Annotated in this window: 22 protein-coding genes; 14 read left to right on the plus strand and 8 right to left on the minus strand. The window is 62.3% G+C overall.

Going from position 1 to position 23,303, the window contains the following annotated elements; genetic code table 11:
• The first annotated feature begins 127 nt into the window (after positions 1 to 127).
• Positions 128 to 718: an LON peptidase substrate-binding domain-containing protein gene (locus tag GYM54_RS16700; protein ID WP_131649684.1), complete on the plus strand. Its 591-nt coding sequence runs from the start codon at positions 128 to 130 to the stop codon at positions 716 to 718.
• 10 nt (positions 719 to 728) lie between these two features.
• On the opposite strand, the gene GYM54_RS16705 is transcribed toward GYM54_RS16700, so the two are convergent.
• The gene (locus tag GYM54_RS16705) at positions 729 to 2,048 is read right to left on the minus strand and encodes a bifunctional DedA family/phosphatase PAP2 family protein (RefSeq protein ID WP_181099769.1); all 1,320 of its coding nucleotides are present in this window, start codon (positions 2,046 to 2,048) and stop codon (positions 729 to 731) included.
• A 255-nt stretch (positions 2,049 to 2,303) separates the two neighbouring features.
• Here GYM54_RS16705 and GYM54_RS16710 point away from each other — a divergent pair, with 255 nt between their 5' ends.
• The 11 genes from GYM54_RS16710 (at position 2,304) to lipB (ending at position 12,423) form a co-directional block, all read left to right on the plus strand.
• Complete coding sequence (locus GYM54_RS16710; protein ID WP_197444956.1) at positions 2,304 to 3,569, plus strand: glutamate-5-semialdehyde dehydrogenase; 1,266 nt, start codon at positions 2,304 to 2,306, stop codon at positions 3,567 to 3,569.
• Positions 3,569 to 4,228, plus strand: a complete 660-nt coding sequence (gene nadD, locus GYM54_RS16715) for a nicotinate-nucleotide adenylyltransferase (protein ID WP_181099774.1) — start codon at positions 3,569 to 3,571, stop codon at positions 4,226 to 4,228. The genes GYM54_RS16710 and nadD overlap by 1 nt, the downstream gene beginning before the upstream one ends.
• A gap of 14 nt (positions 4,229 to 4,242) precedes the next feature.
• Positions 4,243 to 4,602 carry a ribosome silencing factor gene (gene rsfS, locus GYM54_RS16720; RefSeq protein ID WP_021209688.1) on the plus strand — a complete coding sequence of 120 codons (360 nt, stop codon included), beginning with the start codon at positions 4,243 to 4,245 and terminating at the stop codon, positions 4,600 to 4,602.
• 9 nt (positions 4,603 to 4,611) lie between these two features.
• A complete protein-coding gene (rlmH, locus tag GYM54_RS16725) occupies positions 4,612 to 5,079 on the plus strand; it encodes a 23S rRNA (pseudouridine(1915)-N(3))-methyltransferase RlmH (RefSeq protein ID WP_181099776.1) in 468 nt (155 codons plus the stop codon).
• A gap of 16 nt (positions 5,080 to 5,095) precedes the next feature.
• Positions 5,096 to 6,985, plus strand: a complete 1,890-nt coding sequence (gene mrdA / locus GYM54_RS16730; RefSeq protein WP_181099778.1) for a penicillin-binding protein 2 — start codon at positions 5,096 to 5,098, stop codon at positions 6,983 to 6,985.
• Between the two features lie 38 nt (positions 6,986 to 7,023).
• Positions 7,024 to 8,127 carry a rod shape-determining protein RodA gene (gene rodA / locus GYM54_RS16735; protein WP_177493041.1) on the plus strand — a complete coding sequence of 368 codons (1,104 nt, stop codon included), beginning with the start codon at positions 7,024 to 7,026 and terminating at the stop codon, positions 8,125 to 8,127.
• Between the two features lie 47 nt (positions 8,128 to 8,174).
• Positions 8,175 to 9,158, plus strand: a complete 984-nt coding sequence (mltB, locus tag GYM54_RS16740; protein WP_181100237.1) for a lytic murein transglycosylase B — start codon at positions 8,175 to 8,177, stop codon at positions 9,156 to 9,158.
• Positions 9,155 to 10,147, plus strand: a complete 993-nt coding sequence (locus GYM54_RS16745; RefSeq protein WP_181099780.1) for a septal ring lytic transglycosylase RlpA family protein — start codon at positions 9,155 to 9,157, stop codon at positions 10,145 to 10,147. The genes mltB and GYM54_RS16745 overlap by 4 nt, the downstream gene beginning before the upstream one ends.
• Before the next feature lie 61 nt (positions 10,148 to 10,208).
• On the plus strand, positions 10,209 to 11,366 hold the full coding sequence (locus GYM54_RS16750) for a D-alanyl-D-alanine carboxypeptidase family protein (RefSeq protein WP_181099782.1): 1,158 nt from the start codon (positions 10,209 to 10,211) through the stop codon (positions 11,364 to 11,366).
• 60 nt (positions 11,367 to 11,426) lie between these two features.
• On the plus strand, positions 11,427 to 11,711 hold the full coding sequence (locus tag GYM54_RS16755) for a DUF493 domain-containing protein (RefSeq protein WP_181099784.1): 285 nt from the start codon (positions 11,427 to 11,429) through the stop codon (positions 11,709 to 11,711).
• A gap of 73 nt (positions 11,712 to 11,784) precedes the next feature.
• Complete coding sequence (gene lipB, locus GYM54_RS16760; RefSeq protein ID WP_181099786.1) at positions 11,785 to 12,423, plus strand: lipoyl(octanoyl) transferase LipB; 639 nt, start codon at positions 11,785 to 11,787, stop codon at positions 12,421 to 12,423.
• 88 nt (positions 12,424 to 12,511) lie between these two features.
• Here lipB and lipA read toward each other — a convergent pair whose 3' ends face one another.
• The 6 genes from lipA to leuS all read right to left on the minus strand — a co-directional run bounded on the left by lipA (position 12,512) and on the right by leuS (position 20,057).
• Positions 12,512 to 13,564, minus strand: a complete 1,053-nt coding sequence (gene lipA, locus GYM54_RS16765; RefSeq protein WP_181099788.1) for a lipoyl synthase — start codon at positions 13,562 to 13,564, stop codon at positions 12,512 to 12,514.
• Between the two features lie 384 nt (positions 13,565 to 13,948).
• On the minus strand, positions 13,949 to 15,253 hold the full coding sequence (locus GYM54_RS16770; RefSeq protein ID WP_197444957.1) for a lytic murein transglycosylase: 1,305 nt from the start codon (positions 15,251 to 15,253) through the stop codon (positions 13,949 to 13,951).
• A 60-nt stretch (positions 15,254 to 15,313) separates the two neighbouring features.
• Complete coding sequence (arfA, locus tag GYM54_RS16775; protein ID WP_181099792.1) at positions 15,314 to 15,472, minus strand: alternative ribosome rescue factor ArfA; 159 nt, start codon at positions 15,470 to 15,472, stop codon at positions 15,314 to 15,316.
• A 260-nt stretch (positions 15,473 to 15,732) separates the two neighbouring features.
• A complete protein-coding gene (holA, locus tag GYM54_RS16780; protein WP_181099794.1) occupies positions 15,733 to 16,761 on the minus strand; it encodes a DNA polymerase III subunit delta in 1,029 nt (342 codons plus the stop codon).
• Positions 16,762 to 16,800: 39 nt separating this feature from the next.
• On the minus strand, positions 16,801 to 17,406 hold the full coding sequence (gene lptE, locus GYM54_RS16785; protein ID WP_181099796.1) for an LPS assembly lipoprotein LptE: 606 nt from the start codon (positions 17,404 to 17,406) through the stop codon (positions 16,801 to 16,803).
• Between the two features lie 44 nt (positions 17,407 to 17,450).
• Entirely contained in the window at positions 17,451 to 20,057 is a 2,607-nt protein-coding gene (leuS, locus tag GYM54_RS16790) for a leucine--tRNA ligase (RefSeq protein ID WP_181099798.1), read from the minus strand.
• 253 nt (positions 20,058 to 20,310) lie between these two features.
• Here leuS and GYM54_RS16795 point away from each other — a divergent pair, with 253 nt between their 5' ends.
• Positions 20,311 to 20,763, plus strand: coding sequence for a hypothetical protein (locus GYM54_RS16795; protein WP_181099800.1), 453 nt, complete (start codon positions 20,311 to 20,313; stop codon positions 20,761 to 20,763).
• Positions 20,764 to 20,832: 69 nt separating this feature from the next.
• On the plus strand, positions 20,833 to 21,606 hold the full coding sequence (locus GYM54_RS16800) for a YdcF family protein (RefSeq protein ID WP_181099802.1): 774 nt from the start codon (positions 20,833 to 20,835) through the stop codon (positions 21,604 to 21,606).
• A 62-nt stretch (positions 21,607 to 21,668) separates the two neighbouring features.
• Here GYM54_RS16800 and lnt read toward each other — a convergent pair whose 3' ends face one another.
• On the minus strand, positions 21,669 to 23,180 hold the full coding sequence (lnt, locus tag GYM54_RS16805) for an apolipoprotein N-acyltransferase (protein ID WP_181099804.1): 1,512 nt from the start codon (positions 23,178 to 23,180) through the stop codon (positions 21,669 to 21,671).
• Between the last annotated feature and the right edge of the window lie 123 nt (positions 23,181 to 23,303).

Below are 23,303 nucleotides of genomic sequence, written 5' to 3' on the forward strand. Positions count from 1 at the left end.
TAGCGCGATACTGCGTTTCTCGTCGCTTATTTGGAACTACCAAACTGCGCGACTCGCGCCTTGTCTCGCGCTAAAACCGGCTCCGCCGCGGCCGTGACGAAACGCCAACAGACCCTAAGGAGTCCGAATGAAGCTGCCGTTGTTTCCGCTCGATACCGTGTTGTTCCCCGGTTGCACCCTGGATTTGCAGATATTCGAGGCGCGCTATCTGGACATGGTCAGCAGTTGCCTGAAAGCGGGGCACGGCTTTGGTGTGGTCCGCATCATCGAGGGCAGCGAGGTGGGCTTGGCAGCGAGCGAATACGCACTGACCGGTTGCGAGGCGCTGATCCGCGATTGGCAGCAGCGCCCCAATGGCTTGCTCGGCATCCGCGTTGAGGGTGGTCGTCGTTTCGATGTGCATTCGGCCGAGGTGCAGCGCGACCAGCTGACGGTCGCCGACATCAGCTGGCGCGACGAAATCGATGAGCGCCCCTTGGGCGACGAGCATGCCGATCTGGTGACGTTGCTCGAAGCCTTGGGCCAGCATCCCGTGGTCGAGACGCTGGGCATGGGCGGAGCGGTGCAGGGGCAATGCTCGCTGGCGCATCAACTGGCCTATCTGTTGCCTTTTCAGCCGGAGCAGAAAATCGAACTGCTCCAGCTGGACGATCCGCGGTTGCAACTACAGCGCATTCAGCGTTGGCTCGAACAATTGCAGGGTGATGCCGGCGAATAGCGACGGTGCGTTATTGATAGCGATACAGCAGCATGGCGCCTGGCAGCGCCCAGATGGTAAAGGCGCCGATCAGTCCTACGGTCGCCGGCAGAATCAGCCACCAGACTTTAGGTGCGAGCGCCGCCATGGGCGTACGCCATTGCACGATGGTCAGGCTCGCCGCGCAGAAGACTGAGGCGAGTAGGGCGCCGGCGATCACATCGGTAGGCCAGTGCACGCCCAGGTAAACCCGTGACAGCGCGATGGCGGTTGCCGGCAGTCCGCCCAGCAGCACCCAGGCAAGGCGCAGGCGCGGCGGCTGTCCGCGCCCGGCGAGCACTCCAAGGGTAAGAAAGAACGCGAACGCCGCCGAACTGTGGCCGCTGGGAAAGCTGTAAGTGCTCAGGGGCTCGACCAGAATATCCGGTCGGATCCGCCCGAACGTCGCCTTCAGCGCGCCGTTCGCCAGCGCGGTGCCCAGCAGCGTGAGAATGGCGAAAACCGCCGCGCGAGTCTGTCTCAGGGCGAGCAGCAGCACGCTCAATAGCACTGCCGCCCACAGTTGTGTGTGGTAATCACCGGCACGGGTTACCACCACCATGAAACGGTCGAATATCGGGCTGCGTTCACCCTGCACGACCGCCATTAGGCCCTCGTCGAACTCGACCAGATAAGGCCAGCCGATGAACAGGCCGATCAGAATGGCGGTGCTCAGGGCGGCAGCCAGCGGCGTGACCCAGCGCACCTGATGCAGGCTGCAATGCACGACCCCACCGATGAGCAGCAATAGCGCGCCAATGACGATCCCTGCCTCGCCCCAGAAACCATCCGGTAGTGGCAATCGTACGGCGGCGCCGGCCGTCCAGCCTGGTAGCAGATAGGCCATCGACCAGCCTGCCGCGGCGAACAGGCTCACCAGCAGAAAACGCCCGAACGGCATGTCCAGCATGCCAGCGGTAAGCGGCAACATGGGTCGCAGGGGGCCGATGAAACGCCCCACGAGAAGGCTGGCAATGCCGTAACGGCCAAAATACAGCTCGGCTCGCGTCAGCCATTCCGGATGGTTGCGCAGGCCGCGCATGCTGCGGATGTTCTGGTGATAACGGCGTCCGAGTCCGTAGGACAGCAGATCGCCCAGCAGGCCGCCGGCATAGCCCAGTAGCAATGTCTCGCCGAGACTCAGAACGCCACTGCCGGCGAGCACGGCGATGGCGAACACCAGCACGGTGCCGGGCATCAGCAGGCCGACCACGGCCAGACATTCCAGGCAGGCCACCAGAAACAGACTCAGCCCCAGCCATTGCGGATGCTCGGAGAGCCAGCTGGTGAGCGCGGTGAGCCATTCGGGCATCGGAGGTTTTCCTTTCGTCGAGACGGTTTCGACCGGCCGTGGGTGTTCCGGTTTCAATGCGCTGCATGATAGCGCCGGAGGCATGGGGCTCGGTTCCGGCCGGCGACGGCTTGATCTCGCGGGTTGCCGTGCAATGAGTGGCGGTTATCGCGCAAGCATTGGTGCGCTTGCCTGCCATTCGCCCGGCGCCGCTGTGCGTGGGGCGCGTGGGTGGCTATAATCAGCCGCTTTCCCTCCAGTCAGGCCAGCCAGACCATGACCGAGTCCGTAATCGACTACATGACCCGCCTCGGTCGCGCCGCGCGCGAGGCGTCGCGTGTGCTCGCCCGTGCCACCACCGCACAGAAGAATCGCGCACTGCATGCCGCCGCCGCTGCGCTGGACGCTGCGCGCAGCGAGCTGGTCGAAGCCAATCAGCGAGACCTGGCGGCAGGACGCGCCTATGGTCTGGACGAGGCGATGATCGATCGCCTGGCGCTGACCCCAGCGCGTATCGACGACATGATCGAGGGCCTGCGCCAGGTCGCGACCCTGCCGGACCCCATCGGCGAAATTCGCGACATGCGCTACCTGCCGTCCGGCATTCAGGTTGGCAAGATGCGTGTGCCGCTCGGCGTGGTAGGCATCATCTACGAATCGCGGCCGAACGTGACCATCGACGCCGCCAGCCTTTGCTTGAAATCCGGTAACGCCACCATCCTGCGTGGCGGCTCGGAGGCGATTCATTCGAATCAGGCGATTGCTCGCTGCATCCAGCTGGGGCTGGCCGAAGCCGAATTGCCAGCCGCTGCGGTGCAGGTCGTCGAAACCACCGATCGTGCCGCTGTCGGTGCGCTGATCACCATGCCGGAATTTGTTGATGTGATCGTTCCGCGTGGCGGCAAGGGCCTGATCGAACGCATCAGTCGCGACGCCAAGGTCCCGGTGATCAAGCACCTGGACGGCATCTGCCATGTGTTCATCGACCAGGCCGCCGATATCGACAAGGCCATTCGCGTCGCCGACAACGCCAAAACCCAGCGCTACGCACCCTGCAACACCATGGAAACGTTGCTGGTGCACGCTGCCGTTGCCGGCCGCGTGCTGCCGCCGCTGGCCGCTATCTACCGCGACAAGGGCGTCGAATTGCGCGGTTGCCCGCGTACCTGCGAACTGCTCGGTGGTGAGGTGCTGACCGCGAGTGAGGAAGATTGGTCCACCGAATACAACGCGCCGATTCTTTCGATCCGGCTGGTCGATTCCCTGGGCGAGGCCATCGAACATATCAACCGTTACGGCTCGCAGCATACCGATGCGATCGTCACGGAAAATTTCACCGATGCCCGCCGTTTCATCACCGAAGTCGACTCGGCGTCGGTGATGGTCAACGCCTCCACGCGTTTCGCGGACGGCTTCGAATACGGCCTGGGTGCAGAAATCGGCATTTCTACCGATAAGCTGCACGCACGCGGACCGGTTGGCCTGGAAGGTCTGACCAGCGAGAAATATGTGGTCTTCGGCGACGGCCACGTGCGTACTTGATGAGCATTGCCCGCACGCCACGGCGCATCGGTGTTCTCGGTGGCACCTTCGATCCGGTGCACATCGGGCACTTGCGCGGGGCTGTGGAAGTGGCTGAAGCGCTCGGGCTCGACGAGGTTCGCCTGGTTCCGAATTTCCGCCCGCCGCACCGTGAAACGCCGAACAGCTCCGCGCAAGACCGGCTGGCGATGGTCCGGCTGGCGGCGCGGGAATTGCCCCTACTCAAAGTCGACTCTCGCGAGCTGGAGCGCGACAAGCCGTCGTATACGCTCGACACGCTGGAATCGCTACGTGAGGAGATGGAAGCTGACGATCAGCTCTTTCTTATCATGGGTTGGGACGCGTTCTGCGGCTTACCCAGCTGGCATCGCTGGGATGAGCTGCTCGATCACTGCCACGTCCTCGTCATGCAACGGCCTGACGCCGACAGCGAAGCCCCCGAAGCTCTGCGTGATCTGCTGGCGGCACGCAACGTGAACGATCCGCTGGCGCTGGCCGGCAGCAGCGGGCAAATCGCTTTCGTCTGGCAGGCGCCTCTCGGGGTTTCTGCGACGCGAATTCGTCAATTTCTGGCCAGTGGTCGATCGGTCCGTTTTCTGGTTCCCGACGCCGTACTGGCCTATATCAACGCGCACGGACTCTACCGGGCGTCGAACTGAGGTTGTTTCAAGTTATGCAAAATGATTCGTTGGTCCAGCTGGCCGTGAGCGCCCTGGAAGATCTGAAAGGCGCTGACATCACCACCATCGATGTTCGCGGCAAGACCAGTGTCACCGATTTCATGGTGATCGCCAGCGGTACCTCCAGCCGCCACGTGAAGTCGCTGGCCGATAACGTGCTCGAGAAGGTCAAGGAGCAGGGCGTTCGTCCGCTGGGCAGCGAAGGTCTGGACGGCGGTGAGTGGGCGCTGCTCGACCTGGGCGATGTCGTCGTTCATGTCATGCAGGTGCCGACTCGTCAGTTCTATGACCTCGAACGCCTCTGGCAGGGCGCCGAACAGAGCCGCGCCCAGCATGCGGGTGAGCAGGAATAAGGTAGATCCGTGCGAATCAAGCTGATCGCGGTGGGGTCGAAGATGCCGCGCTGGGTCGAGGATGGCTGGCATGAATACGCCAAGCGTCTGCCCTCGGAGCTGCCTCTGGAGCTGCATGAAATATCGCTCAACACACGCGGCAAGAATGCTGACGTAGCGCGGTTGATTCGCCAGGAAGGCGAAGCCATGCTGGCGAAGGTGCAGCCCGGCGAGCGTATCGTCACTCTGGAAGTGACGGGTCGACCCTGGAGCACCGAGCAGCTGGCGACCGAGCTGGAGCGTTGGCGGCTCGATGCGCGCAACGTCAACCTGATGGTTGGCGGGCCGGAGGGCCTGGCTCCCGAGGTCTGCGCACGTAGCGAACAACGCTGGTCGCTGTCGCCGCTGACGTTGCCGCACCCGCTTGTACGCATTCTGATCGGCGAGCAGATTTATCGCGCCTGGTCATTGCTGTCGGGCCACCCTTACCACAAGTAGTACGGCCAAACCCAAGATGTCCCAGCCGATACCCCTCAAGGACCACGAAAAGGACGCCCGTCTGGTGCGCCAGCGCGTGCTTGTGGGTGCGGCATTCGTGTTGTTGCTCACCGGCATGCTGATTGCGCGTCTGTATTACCTGCAGGTCGTGCAGTATCAGCACCATTCCACGCTCTCGGAAAACAACCGCGTCCATGTCCAGCCCATTCCGCCGAACAGAGGGCTGATCTTCGATCGGACCGGCAAGATCATTGCCGACAACCGACCGAGTTTCAGCCTGACGGTGACGCGCGAGCGCGCCGAGGATTGGCGCAAGACGCTGGATACCGTGGTCGAGGTGCTCGAATTGTCGAGCGAGGAGCGCGAGCTGTTCGAGAAGCGCGTGCTGCAAGGGCGTCGGCCCTTCGAACCGGTGCCGATTATGTACGAACTGTCGGAGGAGCAGATTGCGCGCATCGCCGTCGACCAGTTCCGACTGCCAGGCGTCGAGGTCGCAGCGCAATTGGTCCGGCATTACCCGCAGCGCGAACATTTCGCGCACTCGGTCGGCTATGTCGGGCGCATCAACGAGGCGGAGCTCAAGCGGCTCGATCCGGTCAATTATGCGGGGACCCACCACATCGGCAAGACCGGCATCGAGCGGTTCTACGAAGACTCGCTGCATGGTCAGGTGGGCTACGAAGAAGTAGAAACCAATGCGCGCGGGCGCGTGCTGCGGGTGCTCAAACGCACCGATCCGATACCGGGCAAGGACATCACCCTGACCCTCGATCTGGATCTACAAGAGGCAGCCGAGGCCGCACTGGCGGGGCGCCGTGGGGCTGTGGTGGCATTGCAACCGGCAACTGGCGAAGTGCTGGCGATGGTCAGTCAGCCGAGTTTCGACCCCAATCTGTTCGTTACCGGCATCAGCTTCAAGGCCTACGGCGAACTGCGCGATTCCATCGACCAGCCGCTGTTCAACCGCGTGCTGCGCGGCCTGTATCCGCCCGGGTCGACCATCAAGCCGATGATGGCGGTGGCTGGCCTCGATTCGGGCGTGGTAACCGAAAACAGCAAGGTGTTCGATCCCGGTTTTTTTCAATTGCCGAACGTGAAGCACAAGTACCGCAACTGGAACCGGGGCGGCGATGGTTGGGTGGATCTGGAGGCTGCGATTTATCGCTCCAACGACACCTACTTCTACGACATGGCCCACAAGATGGGCATCGATCGGATGCACGAATACATGACCCGCTTCGGCATCGGTCAGCGTGTGTCGCTGGACATGTTCGAGGAAACCGCCGGCCTGATGCCGTCCCGGGAATGGAAGCGGGCCCGTTACCGCCAGCCCTGGTATCCGGGCGAAACCGTCATTCTCGGCATCGGACAGGGCTATATGCAGACCACGCCATTGCAGTTGGCTCAGGCGACCTCCTTGATGGCCACTCACGGTAAGTGGATTCGGCCGCATCTGGCGAAAAGCATCGAGGGCGTGTCCCCGGTCGATCCGGAGCCGATGCCGGATATCGAGTTGCGTGACCCGGACTACTGGGATGCTGCCATCGACGGCATGGTGGCGGTTCTGCACGGCGCGCGCGGTACCGCGAGAAAGGTCGGCGATACGGCCAGCTATCGTATTGCCGGCAAGAGCGGTACCGCGCAGGTGGTCGCCATCAAGCAAGGCGAGCGATACGACAGCGAGAAACTTGCCGAACGGCATCGTGACCATGCGCTGTTCGTCGCGTTCGCGCCGGTGCATGACCCGCAGATTGCGGTGGCGGTGATGGTCGAGAACGGTGAGTCCGGCTCTGGTGTCGCCGCCCCGGTTGCCAAGCAGGTCATGGATGCCTGGTTGTTGAACGAGGCGGGCGAGCTGAAAGCCGAGTATGCGCCGCCACTGACGGCCGAGGTGGAAGAGCCATGAGCGGGACGTTCGATCGCACGCTGTCCACCACCGATGTGATGCGCCGACGCGCGACCTTGTTGCAGCGCATGCACATCGATGGCGTGCTGCTGTTGCTTCTGCTGTCACTCGCGGCGGGCAGTCTGTTCATTCTTTATTCGGCCGGCGGCAAAAACTGGGATCTGCTGATCAAGCAGGCCTCCTCGTTCGGCATAGGCCTGACTGCCATGCTGGTCATCGCTCAGCTGGAACCGCGCTTCATGGCGCGCTGGGTGCCGCTCGGCTATCTCGGTGTCGTCGCGTTGCTCTTGGCGGTGGAGTTCGTGGGCTATACGGCAATGGGCGCGACCCGCTGGATCAACATTCCTGGCGTGATTCGCTTTCAGCCATCGGAATTCATGAAAATCATCATGCCGATGACCATTGCCTGGTACCTGTCCACCCGCGCACTGCCGCCCGGTATTAAGCACACCGTCATCACTCTGTGCCTGATCCTGGTGCCCTTCGTGCTGATTCTCAAACAGCCGGACCTGGGCACTTCGCTGCTGGTGCTGGTTTCCGGTGCCTTCGTGCTGTTCATCGCCGGGCTGCGCTGGCGCTGGGTCCTGGGCGCGATTGCGGCGCTCGTGCCCATCGCTGTCGGCATGTGGTATTTCGTGCTGCATAACTACCAGAAGCAGCGCGTGCATACCTTCCTCGACCCGGAAAGCGATCCGCTGGGGACCGGCTGGAACATCATCCAGTCGAAGGCGGCGATCGGCTCGGGCGGGGTATTTGGCAAAGGCTGGTTGCTCGGCACCCAGTCGCACCTGGATTTTTTGCCCGAAAGCCATACGGACTTTATCATTGCGGTCCTGGCCGAGGAGTTCGGCCTGGTTGGCGTCTGTCTACTGCTGCTGCTGTATCTTCTGCTGATCGCGCGGGGGTTGGTCATCACGGTTCAGGCGCAGACATTGTTTGGCAAGTTGCTTGCCGGCGCGCTGACGATGACGTTCTTCGTATACGTCTTCATCAATATCGGGATGGTCAGCGGATTGCTGCCGGTCGTAGGGGTGCCGTTGCCCTTTATCAGTTTTGGTGGCACTTCATTGGTGACCCTGCTATCAGGGTTCGGGGTTTTGATGTCGATCCACACCCATCGCAAGTGGATCGCGCAGGTTTGATTAGAGTGAATTTCTTGAATCCATTACGACGTGGCTGGTTGGCACGAGTGCTCTGCGGAGCGGGGCTGTTCGGTGTGGTTGGCGGAATCCCGACGGCGTTCGCGGCAGACTATCAGGGCGACAAGGTTGCCGAATTCGTGCGTGAAATGACTCACGACTACGGCTTCGCTAGCGAGCAGTTGGTTGAAATACTGGCCGAAGCAGAGCGCAAACAGGCGATTCTCGACGCCATTTCCCGTCCGGCGGAGCGCGTCAAACCCTGGAAGGAATACCGGCCGATCTTCATAACCGATTCGCGGGTGGCCCAGGGTGTCGACTTCTGGCGTGAAAATGAGGCCGCGCTATCGCGGGCAGAGCAGGAGTACGGCGTGCCGGCCGAGGTGATCGTTTCGATCATTGGCGTTGAGACCTTCTATGGCCGCAACACCGGCAGCTATCGTGTCATCGATGCGCTGGCGACCTTGGGCTTCGATTATCCGCCGCGCCAGCCATTCTTCCGTCAGCAGCTCAAGGAATTCCTGCTGCTGGCTCGCGAAGAACAGGTCGACCCGCTGGCTTTGACTGGCTCCTATGCCGGTGCGATGGGGCTACCGCAATTCATGCCGAGTAGCTTCCGCGCCTATGCCGTGGACTTCGATGCCGACGGCCGTATCGACATCTGGAAGAATCCGGTCGATGCCATCGGCAGTGCCGCCAATTACTTCAAGCAGCACGGCTGGGTAGCCGATGCACCTGTGGTCGCCAAGGCTACGGTCAACGGCGAGCGGCACGGTGAAGGCCTGACCGAAGGGCTCGAACCGGTCAAGAATGCTGCCGAGCTACGCCAGCTCGGCTGGCAGTGGCAGACCGAGGCGGAGCTCGCAGACGACACGGCCGTGACCGCCTTCCGACTGGACGGCGCCGAAGGTGATGAATACTGGGTAGGCTTGCCCAATTTCTACGTCATCACGCGTTACAACCGCAGCGTGATGTACGCCATGGCAGTGCATCAGCTTGCCGAGCAACTGGCCCAGGCACGAGGCGCGCAATGATCGCTCGTCTGCTGGCGGTATCTGCCGTTCTCGCGCTCGTGGCGGGTTGCGCCTCGTCACCGACACCGCCGCAGCCTTCGACGCCTGCGCCGAGCACGGGCATCAGCGGCCCCGATAACTATTCACGGCCACACAAGGACGGCGCGCCCTGGTGGGACGTCGACGTCTCGGCCATTCCCGACGCGACGCCCGTGCCGCATAACGGCCCGTTCAAAGCCAATCCCTACACCGTGTTGGGCAAGACCTACTATCCGATCGGTGATGGACGCAACTATCAGGCAACCGGTACCGCATCCTGGTATGGCACCAAGTTCCACGGGCAGCCTACCGCCAACGGCGAGAAGTACGATCTGTACGGCATGAGCGCAGCACACAAGACGTTACCGCTGCCCAGCTACGTCCGGGTGACCAACGTCGACAACGGTAAGACTGTGGTACTGCGGGTCAACGATCGCGGCCCCTTCTACTCGGACCGGATCATCGATCTGTCATTTGCGGCGGCGAAAAAACTGGGCTATGCCGAGACCGGAACCGCCCGGGTCAAGGTCGAAGGTATCGACCCCGAGCGGTGGTGGGCCGAGCGCGGCCAGTCTGCGCCGATGGTACTGGCGCAGCCGCAGAAGGTCGCCGGTCAGCCCGCTGGTCGCTCGCTGTCACAGCCTGTCGAACAGTACACTCCTCCGCCAGCGCAGCATGCCGGCGCTACGTTGCCGGTGCAGGTCGATCGCGGCAACACGATTGCCGCAGGCCAGTCGGGAGTGTTTCTGCAGGTCGGTGCGTTTGCCAATCCAGATGCCGCTCAGCTGCTACGCGACAAGCTCAGCGGCATGACTACGGCACCGGTATTCGTCAGTTCGGTGGTTCATCAGGAGCAGGTTTTGCACCGGGTGCGCCTCGGGCCGATCGACTCGCCGGATGAGGCCGCGCAGCTGGAGCAGAGCGTCCGCCTTGCCAATCTGGGAAATCCGCGGCGTGTGAGTGGCGAATGAGGCCATTCCATGTCTTGGCCGAGCGCCGTTTGTTTTTGTCTACACCACTTCTGAGAGCGCAATGACTATAACCACCTTCGTGCACCGCCTGTTCCTCCTCGTCGTGTTGGCCGTCGCGCCCGCCGCTTGGGCCGCGCCGATCATCCCGTCACCGCCGCAGCTGGCTGCAAAATCCTACGTTCTGATGGACGCGGCCAGCGGCAAAGTGCTGGTCGAAAATGCAGGTGACGAGCGTTTGCCACCGGCGAGCCTGACCAAGCTGATGACCGCGTACATCGCGACGCTGGAAATCAATAAGGGTCAGATATCCGAAAGCGACATGGTCACCGTCAGCGAAAAAGCCTGGCGAACCGGCGGCTCCCGGATGTTCATCCAGGTCAACACCCAGGTTTCGGTCGATGATCTGCTGCACGGCATCATCATCCAGTCCGGTAACGACGCCAGTGTGGCGATAGCCGAGCATATCGCCGGCAGCGAGGAAGCCTTCGCTGATCTCATGAACAGCGCGGCCCAGCGGTTGGGCATGACCAATACCCATTTCATGAATGCCACGGGCCTGCCTCACCCGGATCACTATTCCTCGGCGGCCGACATGGCCAAGCTGGCTCGCGCAATCATCTATGAGGATCCGGCGCATTACGGCATTTATGCGCAGAAGGAATTCTTCTGGAACAACATCAAGCAACCCAACCGCAATCTGCTGCTGTGGCGGGACAAGACAGTCGATGGTCTTAAAACCGGACATACCGAAGAGGCGGGCTACTGCCTGGTGGCGTCGGCAGTACGCGACGACATGCGTTTGATCAGCGTCGTGTTCGGCACCAACAGCGAGCAGGCGCGCGCTGCCGAGACGCAGAAATTGCTGACCTATGGCTTCCGCTTCTTCGAGACGCGCACGTTCTACAAAAAGGGTGTCGAACTGGCCCAGTCGCGGGTCTGGAAAGGCGAGCAGGACCAGATCAGCGCCGGATTGGCAAATGACCTGACGCTCACCCTTCCGCGTGGTCAGATGGACAAGCTGCAGGCCGGCCTGACGTTCAACCCCGAACTGACGGCGCCGATCCAACAGGGCGACGTGGTCGGTAAGGTCGAAGTCAGTCTCGAAGGCGAGGTGCTGCAGAGCACCGATCTGATTGCCCTGCAGGCCGTGGAGGAAGGTGGGCTGTTCAGCCGTTTCTGGGATAGCATTCGGCTGTTCTTCTTCAACCTCTTCAACTGATACCACCTGAGCGCGCTCGGCTATCCGCCGGGCGTGCTTGCGGATCACGAGTCCGTCGTCATGACCGAAAGCAAAAGCGAAACACAGCCACCCAAAATCGAATTTCCTTGCGAACGCTATCCGATCAAGGTGATCGGCGACGCGGGCGAGGGCTTCAACGAGGCGGTGGTAGAAGTGATCCGGCGGCATGCGCCGAACTTCGACGAAACCACGACGGTGACACGCGACAGCCGCAACGGGCGCTTTCTTTCCGTTCAGGTGCTGATCACCGCGACTAGCGTCGAGCAGTTGCAGGCGATCCACGCCGATCTGCGCGCTACCGGGCGCGTGCATATGGTGCTGTGATGGGCAGCGCTCCATTGGCTCGCAACGTTACCGACAAGACGGTAATTAATTCTTCTGAATCTGGTGTTCGCTGATGGCTTCCGCAACGCTCGGTGTTCGTGACCTTGGGCTGGTCGAGTACGAGCCCACCTGGCAGGCCATGCAGCGCTTCACCAACGAGCGTGTGCCGACTACCAAGGACGAAATCTGGCTGCTGCAGCATCCACCGGTGTTTACCCAGGGGCAGGCCGGCAAAGCCGAACACCTGTTGCTACCCGGCGATATACCGGTGGTTCAGGTCGACCGCGGTGGTCAGGTGACCTACCACGGCCCGGGACAGCTGGTGTGTTATCTGATGCTGGATGTGAGGCGCTTGGGCATCGGTGTGCGTGAGCTGGTCAGCCGCATTGAACAAAGCCTAATCGATCTGCTTGCCAGCTACGATGTGCAGGCCTTGGCCAAACCCGACGCCCCCGGCGTGTATGTCGAAGGGGCGAAGATCGCTTCGCTGGGTCTGCGCATCCGTAATGGACGCTCGTTTCATGGTCTGGCGCTGAATGTGGACATGGATCTGGAGCCCTTCAGACGGATCAACCCCTGCGGTCACGCCGGCTTGAGCATGACCCAACTGGCCGATCTGGTTGCCAGGCCGGTCGCGTTTTCCGAGGTCGGTGCCCGGCTGCGTGAACAGCTGGTCAAGCACCTCGGCTACGCAGAGCTACAGACGCTATAGATAGCTAAGCCGGGCGCAATGTGAGCGGGACTGGCGCATATAACGCCTGACCCAGGCAAAGCCCAGGGTCCGGCGTTGTTCGGCCCGATCAGTTCAGAGTGAGGGTCGGAATCAGATTGCTGTCAAATGCCTGGCCCGGCACTGGCACCGGGGCAGCCAGGCCCAGGTTGTTCTTCTCGAACACCCGGTCGGCTCGGTAGCTTGAGCGCACCAGCGGGCCGGCGGCGACTTCCATAAAGCCCTTTTCCAGACCGATATCGCGCAAACGGCTGAATTCTTCCGGGCTAACCCAGCGTTTGACCGGCAGGTGGTTGCGGGTCGGCTGCAGGTACTGGCCGAGGGTGAGGATGTCCACGCCGATGGCGCGCAGATCATCCATGGTCTGCAGAATTTCTTCATCGGTCTCGCCCAGGCCGAGCATCAGGCTGGTCTTTGTGAGCACCTCCGGGCGGTGATTCTTGGCGTGCTCGAGAACCTTGAGGGTCTTCTCGTAGCCAGCGCGGGGGTCGCGTACTTCGCGGGTAAGGCGCTTGACCGTCTCGACGTTCTGCGCGAATACCTCCAGGCCGGAATCCACGACGCGTTCTATGGCCTGGTGGTCGCCGTCGAAATCCGGCGTCAATGCCTCGACCACAACTTGCGGGGTGTTTTCCTTGATTGCCCGCACGCAGGCCGCGTAATGGCTGGCGCCACCATCTTCAAGGTCGTCGCGATCTACTGAGGTCAGCACGATGTAGCGCAGCGCCATCAGCTCCACAGACTTGGCGGTGTTCTGTGGCTCCTCCTGATCAAGCCAACCGTTGGGATTGCCAGTATCCACCGCGCAGAAGCGGCACGCGCGGGTGCATACCGAGCCCATCAGCATGATGGTGGCCGTGCCGTTGGACCAGCATTCGCCCATGTTCGGGCAGTGGGATTCCTGGCATACGGTGCTCAGACGGTGCTCGCCGACATTGCGCTTGACCGCTTCGAAGCGGCTGCCGCTGGGTGCCTTGACCCGCAGCCACTTGGGCTTGGGTTCGAACACTTGGGGTTCGCTTGAGGCGCGGCGTTTCTGCCCGTCCTTGATCGCGGTGATGCCCTGAGTGGTGCGGAATTTTTCGCCGCTGGCAACGGTTTTGGGCTGGGAGGTATCGGACATCGGCTTTCTGGGCTCCGCTAGAGGCTCCGGGGACGAGGCGGCTCGTGGCCGCCGCGCAGTTTATCACAGGCATTGGCCGTTCAGTCCGTCTAGCACCGTGCAGTCCAGCCTGGCGGCCAGCCGCCGAGCGTGCGCGAGTCAATCGTGCAGCTGGCTGGCGATCTGCTTCGGTCAGCACTACGGTGAGCGTCGCACACTGGCCACTCGCCAGTGGGGCTGGTCAATGTGCATGCCGCGCTCATCCCCGGCAGCTGACCTACCGGCCAGCGCTGCATTACTAAAAGGCGGTACTGCCGGTCAGGAATGGGCTACCGAAGCCGCGTGACCTGCCTGAGAAATGAGTGGCTCGGGGCAGGGTATGGCCGAGTAGTTCGGCCATACTCGCTACGGCTCCGCCCGCAACCGACCTAGTAGCTCCTGAGTCGGATGGCCGTCAGCGGGCCAGCCGAGTTGCTGCTGGAATCCGCGAATGGCGCTGCGGGTGTTGGCGCCGATGATGCCATCCGCCGTGCCGGGATCGAAGCCCTGCTTGAGCAGGCGCTCCTGCAACTCCACTCGTTCCGATCGGCTCAGCGGCTGCTCGCCCAGCGGCCAGCTGCCACGCACCTTGCCGGCTCCATCGAAACGCTCCGAGAGCAGCCCGATCGCCAAGGCATAGGAGGACGAATTGTTGTACCGCAAGATCGAGCGGAAGTTATCCAGAATCAGGAAGGCTGGGCCGCGATGGCCCGCCGGAAGCAACAGGCTGGCCGTGGCGTCATCATTACCCGTCGGCACATCGCGCAAGCCCAGAGCGCGCCACGCTGGCAGCGACTTGCGCAGGCTGCTGTCGGCGAGGGCATAATCGAATCCGTCCGGCAGCTTGACTTCGAATCCCCACGGCTGCCCGGCTTGCCAGCCCGACGCCTGAAGGTAATGGGCGGCTGAAGCCAGCGCGTCGGCCGAGCTGTTCCAGATGTCCCGGCGACCGTCTCCATCGAAATCCACCGCATGGGTGTTATAGGTGGTCGGAATGAATTGCGTCTGGCCCATGGCGCCAGCCCAGGAGCCGCGTAGCTGAGAGGGTTCGACGTCACCATGCGCGAGGATGTCCAGCGCCGCCAGCAACTGGCTCTTGGCGAACCCTGGCCGGCGACCTTCGTGTGCGAGCGTAGCCAGCGAGCGGATCACCGACTTGTCGCCCATGATCTGTCCAAAGCTGCTCTCCAGCCCCCAGATCGCAACGAGTGTGTTGCGATCGACGCCGTAGCGCGCTTCGATCTCATCCAGGGTTTTGGCGTGCTGTTGAAGCAGGCGCTGACCGCCTTGCACGCGTTGGTTCGACAGCGCGCCTTCCAGGTATTGCCATACTGGACGGGAGAACTCCGGCTGGCTGCGGTCGGCGGCGATAATGCTGGGGTCGGGGGTGACGTCGGAAAATGCGCGATCAAACAGCTCGGCGGACACGCCGGCTTGTAGCGCCTCGTTGCGGAATTTATCTCGCCATTCGGCGAAGGTTTGCTGCTGCACGAGCGCAGTCTGCGGCTGTGCGGCTGCGCTGGCATCGGTGGCGGGCGCCGCGACTGGCTGACTTGGGCGCTCTGCCGGGGCCTGTTCGACAGGCTCTGCGGCGCAGGCAACCATGATGCTCAGTGCTGATCCGGCAATAAGGGTACGCAACAGCAGTACGGGAACGAAGGCGTAAAACATGCACCACTCTCGACAGGTCATCGGCACGTGACCTTATCACGCTTTGAATTGCTTGGCTTTTCAGGCCGCCAGAAGGACCGAAGCCTCCCAGCTGCTGGACTGGGAGGCTTCGCGGCGGTAACTACCTTTACCTTTTCTCGGTTGTTCCTGGCGGCTGCGAAACAGCGGCTGCGCCACTAGGGATTTGGCCTTGTTCGGCCGTTTACGGTTTTTTGCCATGGGCTGTTCCTCTGCGATTGGAAGCGGGCGCATCATAGGCGTTGCGTAAAAAATGTCCAGATGCAAAAGCGGCCGAACAAGTTCAGCCCTATGGGTCATAAGCGTGGGTGCGTAGTTATGCGGCCGTGAGGGACGGCTGCTGAGTGGCGTGGATGGCAGTCAAGGTTGTAGGCCAGGATAGTAATCGACCCTACATGACCCGAGGGCTTAATTTGCTCGGCTAGTCTGCGCCGGGCAGATGCCGGCCAGTACCGAATAGGTTAAACCCCGATCCGCTTTCCGCTCAGTTGCAGGCAGAGATTCGTCAGGCCGATCCAGGGATCGCCTTCGGCCTGTCCTTTGATCTGTTCGTCAATGTGCTGCGCACTCATCAGTAGGCGTTGCCAGCCGGCTAGGTCGTGTCGTTGCAAGGCCTTGCTGACCAGCGGTTTGCGCTTGTCCCATACCGGCGGGCGGGCCTGGCTGAAGGCGCGGTCCAGCGGCACGCCCTGGCTGTATTGCTGGGCGATGTTGGCCAGTTGGCGAACCTCGCGGGCCGCGGCCCAGAGAATGACCGGCGCCTCGACGCCTTCGCCGCGCAAGCCTGTCAGTATCTGTAGGATGTGCTCCGGCTGGCCCAGCAATGCGGCATCGATGAGGCCGAAAACGTCGTAGCGGGCACTGTCGGCGACGGCGGCCTGGACGGTTTCAACCGTGACCCGATCCGCCTCGGCAACCAGTCTGAGCTTTTCAATTTCCTGGGCGGCGGCGAGCAGATTACCTTCGATGCGTGCTGCGATCAGCTCGACCGCGTCCTGATCGGCGGCAAGCCCGGCACTGGATAGGCGCTGGCGTATCCACTGCGGTAATTGCTGGGCGTCGACGGGCCAGATCTGCAGAAACTGCACTTGCTTGCCATCGATCAGCGCCTTGGCCCATTTGGTCTTCTGCGTATTACCGTCGAGCTTGGGCAGGGTGATCAGCAGCACGGTGTCCTCGGCAGGCCGTGCGAGGTAATCGATCAATGCTGCGGCACCCTTGTCGCCGGGCTTGCCGTTGGGAATACGCAGCTCCAGCAGGCGCTTCTCGGCAAACAGCGAGAGGCTTGCACCTGCTTCGATGAGCTGGCCCCAATCGAAGCCGGTCTCGACGTTAAGCACTTGACGCTCGCTGAAGTCCTGCTGACGACAGGCGCTGCGGATGGCATCGCAGGCTTCCTGGCAGAGGAGGTGCTCATCGCCGCTCACCACGTAGACCGGTGCTAGAGGGACTTGCAGATGTTTGGCGAGCTGGGCGGGAGGTAATTTCATCGCGGGGGCGAGAGCCAGCGCTGGCTGGCTCCCGATCGGTCACTGGATAGGCAGTTCGACGGGCGATTGCTGCGGTTGCGAGGCCTGCTCGCGCATCTGTGCTTCGATGGCTTCGGCCTCGGCGCGTTTCTTCGCCTCGGCGGTCTGCTGCAGCTGGTCCAGCTGTGCGGGGGTGACGCCACGGATCCGCATGCTCAGCTGTTGCAGAAGTTCACGGCGCATTTCCTGACGCAGCTGGTTCGCTTCCTGGTCCGAGCTGATCAGGTTGTTGCTGTCATGGACGTAGACCTTCTGCACTTCGACGCTGTCCTGTAGCAGAACGGTGTTCTGCGGGCCGCGGAATTCATACGCGAGCACGCTGGTCAGCTCGTACTCGGCACTGCGCGCCGAGCTGGTATAGCTGGCGGTGCGCTGCTGGTTCTGCTCGCGCACCAGATCAAGCGTGTAGGGCGCGCCAGGATGAACCCTGACGCCATTGTCCTTGAGCAGTTCTTCGAGTTGCTTGGCGGTCTCGCCATGACTGTTGCGCGCCTGCAGATTGATTTCCTCAAGGGCAAAGCTGGTTTCGCCAGTGCCACGCAGGTGGAAACCGCAGGCGCTCAACAGCAGGGTCAGGCCGACCACCACCAGATTGCGTTTGATCATCTTGTTATCCCCTTGCCAGCCCTGGCGTCCTGCGCCAAGGCGAATCAGTTAGCGACGATGTTGACCAGCTTGCCCGGTACCACGATGACCTTGCGAATCGTCAGGCCTTCGGTGAAGCGCACCACGTTCTCGTTGGCGCGTGCACTGGCTTCGACTTCTTCGCGCGAGGCGCTGGCCGGCACTTCGATCTGGCCGCGCAGCTTGCCGTTGACCTGTACCACGAGCGTCAGGTTGTCCTGCACTAGCGCGGACTCGTCGACCGTCGGCCATTGCGCGTCGATGACTGCACCGGATTTGCCCAGCTGCTGCCAGAGTTCATGGCAAATGTGCGGTGTGATAGGTGCCAGCAGCAGGGCGACGGTTTCAAGCCCTTCCTGCATGAGTGCGCGATCTTGCTCGTTGCTGGCTGAGGCCTTCTCCAGCACATTCATCAGCGTCATCACCTGGGCGATGGCGGTGTTGAATTTGTGGTGCTGGCCGACATCGGTGCTGGCTTGCTTGATTGCCAAATGAATGGCGCGGCGCACGGCTTTCTGCTCGTCGCTCAGGCTGGCGATGTCCAGCGTACCCGGCAGGCCGGAGCTGACATGGCTATGAGCCAGGCGCCAGACGCGGCGCAGGAAGCGGTTGGCGCCTTCGATGCCGGAGTCGGACCATTCGCAGCTCATGTCGGGCGGCGAGGCGAACATCATGAACAGACGGCAGGTGTCGGCGCCGTAGGCATCGATCATCGACTGTGGGTCGACGCCGTTGTTCTTCGACTTGGACATCTTCTCGGTGCCGCCGATTTCCACCGGCAGACCATCGCTCTTGAGCTTGGCGCCGATGATCTTGGCTTTGGCGTCACGCTCGACAATAACGTCGGCGGGGTTGAACCAGTCTTTGCCGCCGTTGGGCAGCGTGCGGTAGTAGGTCTCCGCTACCACCATCCCCTGGGTCAGCAGGTTCTTGAACGGCTCGTTCGAGGTTACCAGGCCTTCGTCGCGCATCAGCTTGTGGAAGAAACGCGCGTAGAGTAGGTGCAGAATGGCGTGTTCGATGCCGCCGATGTACTGGTCGACCGGCAGCCAGTGGTTGGCGGCTTTCGGGTCGACCATGCCCTGGTCGTAGTTCGGGCTGGCGTAGCGGGCGAAGTACCAGGACGACTCGACGAAGGTGTCCATGGTGTCGGTTTCGCGCCGGGCCGGCTTGCCACAGCTGGGGCAGCTGCAGTCGTAGAACTCGGGCATCTTCGCCAGCGGGCTGCCGGCGCCATCAGGCACCACGTCTTCGGGCAGAACCACTGGCAGCTGGTCTTCCGGCACCGGCACATCGCCACAGCTTTCGCAATGAATGATCGGGATCGGGCAGCCCCAGTAGCGCTGACGGCTGATGCCCCAGTCACGCAGGCGGAACTGGGTGCGCGCCTGGCCGAGGCCTTTCTTCTGCAAGGCGACTTCCATGGCATCGAAGGCGCCGTCGAAATCCAGCCCGTTGAATTCGCCGGAGTTGATCAGCTCGCCGTGCTCGCCATAGGCGTCACTCCACGGTGCGGGCGTCTGGTCACCAATACTGGTGCGTACCACCGGCTGGATCGGCAGATCGTATTTGGTCGCAAAAGCGAAGTCGCGCTCGTCGTGGGCTGGCACGGCCATCACGGCGCCTTCGCCGTAGTTCATCAGCACGTAGTTGGCGACCCACACCGGCAGCTGTTCGCCGGTCAGCGGGTGTTGCACGCGCAGGGCGGTGGGCAGGCCTTTCTTCTCTTGGGTGGCGATGTCGGCTTCGGCCACGCCGCCACGCTTGCATTCGTCGATGAAGGCTTGCAGTTCAGGATCTTTCTGCGCGGCGAGGGTCGCCAGCGGATGTTCGGCGGCCACGGCGACGTAGGTGGCGCCCATCAAAGTATCGGGGCGTGTGGTGAAGACTTTCATCACGCCTTCGTCGCCGATGCTCGCCACATCGTAGGGGAAACTGATTTCCATGCCGCGCGACTTGCCGATCCAGTTGCGCTGCATGGTCTTGACCTGTTCCGGCCAGCCATCCAGCTCGTCCAGGCTCTCCAGCAGCTCATCGGCGTAGGCGGTGATCTTGAAGTAGTACATCGGGATTTCGCGCTTCTCGATCAGCGCGCCCGAACGCCAGCCACGGCCATCGATGACCTGCTCGTTGGCCAGTACGGTCTGGTCCACCGGGTCCCAGTTTACCGTGCCGTTCTTGCGGTAGATCACGCCCTTCTTGTACAGGCGGGTAAACAGCCATTGCTCCCAGCGGTAGTAGTCCGGCTTGCAGGTAGTGACTTCGCGCGTCCAGTCCACGGCCAGCCCCAGCGATTTGAGCTGGGTCTTCATGTACTGGATGTTCTCGTAGGTCCACTTGGCCGGTGCCACCTGGTTTTTCATCGCGGCGTTTTCAGCCGGCATGCCGAAGGCATCCCAGCCCATCGGCTGCAGTACGTTCTTGCCCTGCATGCGCTGGTAGCGCGCGATTACGTCGCCAATGGTGTAGTTGCGCACGTGGCCCATGTGCAGCTTGCCGCTGGGGTAAGGGAACATCGACAGGCAATAGAAGGTGTCCTTGCCTGGCTGTTCGCTAACTTCAAAGGATTTCTGCGAATCCCAGTGGGACTGCGCGGCGGCTTCGATTTCGCGGGGCTGATACTGTTCGTGCATGGCTACTGGCGTTGAATAGGGGCTGGCTGTTCGCTAAGCGGCGGCTGGCTGCGGCAACGCCAGGTCGAGACTGGCGAACGGCGGCGTAACGGGCTGGATGCGAAAGCATGGAAGCGCCGTAGCATACATGACCCCCAGCGACCGAGGGAAACCCATTTGCCGGGAGCCACGCGGGCCCCGTTTGTCGCTCGCGGTGGTGTCGTTCGAGTCTGAGCTACGCTTGTACAGGGGGCGGGACGAACGGAGGTGAATCATGGGTGGAGAGCGCGAAGCGGATGAGGGCAATCTATATGGGCGTGTGCTGCAGCGGCTGACCCTGGCGCTGGAAGAGGCGGAACGAGCTTCGGGCGGTAATGCCGGTGCCGCGACCGAACTGGAGGTCGGCGGGTTGACGCCTGCCGAGTTCGATCTGATCCGCGCTTATCTGCAGCAGGACTCACAGTGGCTGTCGGGCTGGCATGCCGCGGCCGAGGAGCAGGCGCAGCTGGAGCGTCAGGCCGCGCGCCCGGCCCTGCGCAACGTGCTGCGCCACCATTCGGGCAAGCGAAGTAAACAGGCGCCCGTGTCGCTGCAACAGTCCATGAGCTGCGCACTATGCGGCGCTTGTGTGACCTGGCCCGACGGGGCGGGTCCGGTGGCCTGCCCGGCCTGCGGTTCGCAATTGCTAAGGGCCCGGCAGCGGTTGCATACCTACCCAAAGCATTGATGGCGTCCGCCTTACCGGGCGGACGCCTCGGCAGGTAAAGTTGCAGCAACCAGAGTGCTGGAGCTGCGTATGCCGATTCGTTATTTCTTCAAACACCTATTGCTGCCACCGGGCGGCCTGTTTCTGCTGTTGCTTGCCGCCTGGTGGCTTCGGCGGCGTGCGCCGCGGCTGGCCGCGTTCTGTTTCGTAATCGGCTTCGGCGGGCTGTGGTTGATGAGCTTGCCGGTGACCGTCGAATGGGCAGCACGGGCATTGGAGCGCGAGCAGGCGCTGGAGTGGACCGATTGGGCCGATCTTGGACAGCAGGCACAAGCCATCGTGGTGCTCGGCGCCGGTCGCGAGCAGGCTGATCCAGGTTGGGGCTCCGACCAGCCCAGCCATATCGCACTCGAGCGACTGCGTTACGCCTCGCGATTGGCCAAGGCCTCGGAGCTGCCGATCCTGGCCAGCGGCGGCCTGCACTATGGGCAACCGCCGAGCGAAGCTTTGCTGGCCGCCGAAGCGCTGCAACGCGACTTCGCCACGCCGACACGCTGGCTGGAAGAGCGTAGCCGCACCACCTGGGAAAACGCGGTGTACAGCGCGCAGATGCTCAAGACCGCAGGAATCGAGCGCATCGTGCTGGTGACCTCGGCCTCGCATATGCCACGGGCGCGCTGGTGTTTCGAGCAGGTCGGTCTGCGGGTGATCACCGCGCCGGTGGGCTTCCTTGGCGTGCCCAACGGGAGGCCGTTCGGTGGCTGGTTGCCGGAAACGAAATCCGTCTGGCAGAACGGCATGCTGCTCAACGAAGCCGTCGGGATGTTGGTTTATCCGATTCTTTATGGAAAAGAGGATGATTAAAAAGCGCTGGAGGACTGGGCAAAGGGGCATCCGCCCTACGATTCTGACTAGCCTCAGCGCTGTTAGCGGCCTCTTCGCCTCAACGACGCGTAGCCCAATAGCAGTAGGCAAACGATGATCAGCGGCCAGGAGCGCCATTGCAGGTATGGCGTCAGTCCCTGCATGGGCGTGACTTCGCCGTAGAGTACGGCTTCTTCGAATGCCGGGATCTGCTCGACGATACGGCCCTGCGGGTCGATCAGTACCGTGACGCCATTGTTGGTGGCGCGAATCATCCAACGTCCGGCTTCCAGCGCGCGCATCTGCGCCATCTGCAAATGCTGCAATGGACCGATGGAATGACCGAACCAGGCGTCGTTGCTGACGGTGAGCAGGATGTCGCTCTGTGCCGCGAGGCTGGCGGCGAACTCAGGGTAGACGACCTCATAGCAGATGAAAGGCGCGATCTGATAACCCTTCGCCTGCAGCAATGCCTGCCCTGGCGAGCCACGGGCAAAATCGGACATCGGCAAGTCGAAGAAGGCGATCAGGCCACGCAACAGATCCTGAAGGGGCACGTATTCGCCAAAGGGCACCAGTTTCTGTTTCAGATAGGTGCCTTGCGCATCGCCAGCGGTGGTCAGGCCGTTGTAGTAGCGTAGTTCGCCGTCGGTGTTGGGCTGGCGCACCGGCACCCCGGTGATCAGCGCCGACTGCCGTTGTTGGGCGAATCGATTCATCATCGTCAGGTAGCCATCGGCGTGCTCCTTAAGGATGGGTACCGCGGTTTCGGGCCAGACGATGAGGTCGGTAGAGCGGCTGTGGAAGGTCATGTCGCGGTAGAGCAGCAGCTGCATCTCGAGTTTCTTCGGATCCCATTTGATGCTCTGCGCGACGTTGCCCTGCATTGCAGCAACCGTGAGCGGCTCGCCCTTGGTCTGCGTCCAGGCGTGTTGTCCGATGCCCATCGCGCCGCCCCAGAGCGCCACCAGGATCGCCAGCGAGCCGATCAGCGCACTTTTACGGGCAAACAGTCGAGGCAGTTCGATCAGCAATGTCGCCGTCAGCACGATGGCGAAGCTGAGCAGCCAGACCCCACCAAGCGGTGCAAGCGCCGCCAAGGGGCCGTCGAGTTGGCTGTAGCCGGCATAGAGCCACGGAAATCCGGTCAGCACCCAACCACGCAACGCGTCTAGCGCCAGCCACAACGCGGCGAACGTCAGGGCGCTGAGTAGCGGCGCGTGTTGTGGCCGCAGCCAGCGCGACCAGAGCCAGCCGAGCAGGGCGAAGAACAATGCCAGGCCGGCGACGAAGCCCAGCGTCAGCGCGCCCGCCAGCACAGGCGGCGCCGCACCGAAGTCATGAATACTGACGTAAACCCAGCTCACGCCTGAGGCGAACAGGCCGAAGCCGTAGCACCAGCCGCGGCCAGCCGCCTGCTTTGGTGTCAGCTCGCGCAGGCCCAGGTAGATCAATCCGATCGACAGCAGAGCCAGCGGCCAGATATCGAAGGGAGCGAGCGACAAGGTTGTCAGGGCGCCGGCGGCTAGCGCCAGCAGGTTACCCGGCCAGCCGGAGCGGGTTATCCAGTGCATCGGAATCCTTTAAAGACGATAAATCTGAAAGATGACAGAAGTGCTGGAGGCGGGACGATAGAAGCAGCTTGAGGTCGAAAGCTTGAAGCTGGAAGGAAAAGCTTGACGGCACTGATACAACAA

It is taken from the genome of Pseudomonas sp. MTM4 (assembly GCF_019355055.1).
In the GTDB taxonomy this organism is placed as follows: domain Bacteria; phylum Pseudomonadota; class Gammaproteobacteria; order Pseudomonadales; family Pseudomonadaceae; genus Stutzerimonas.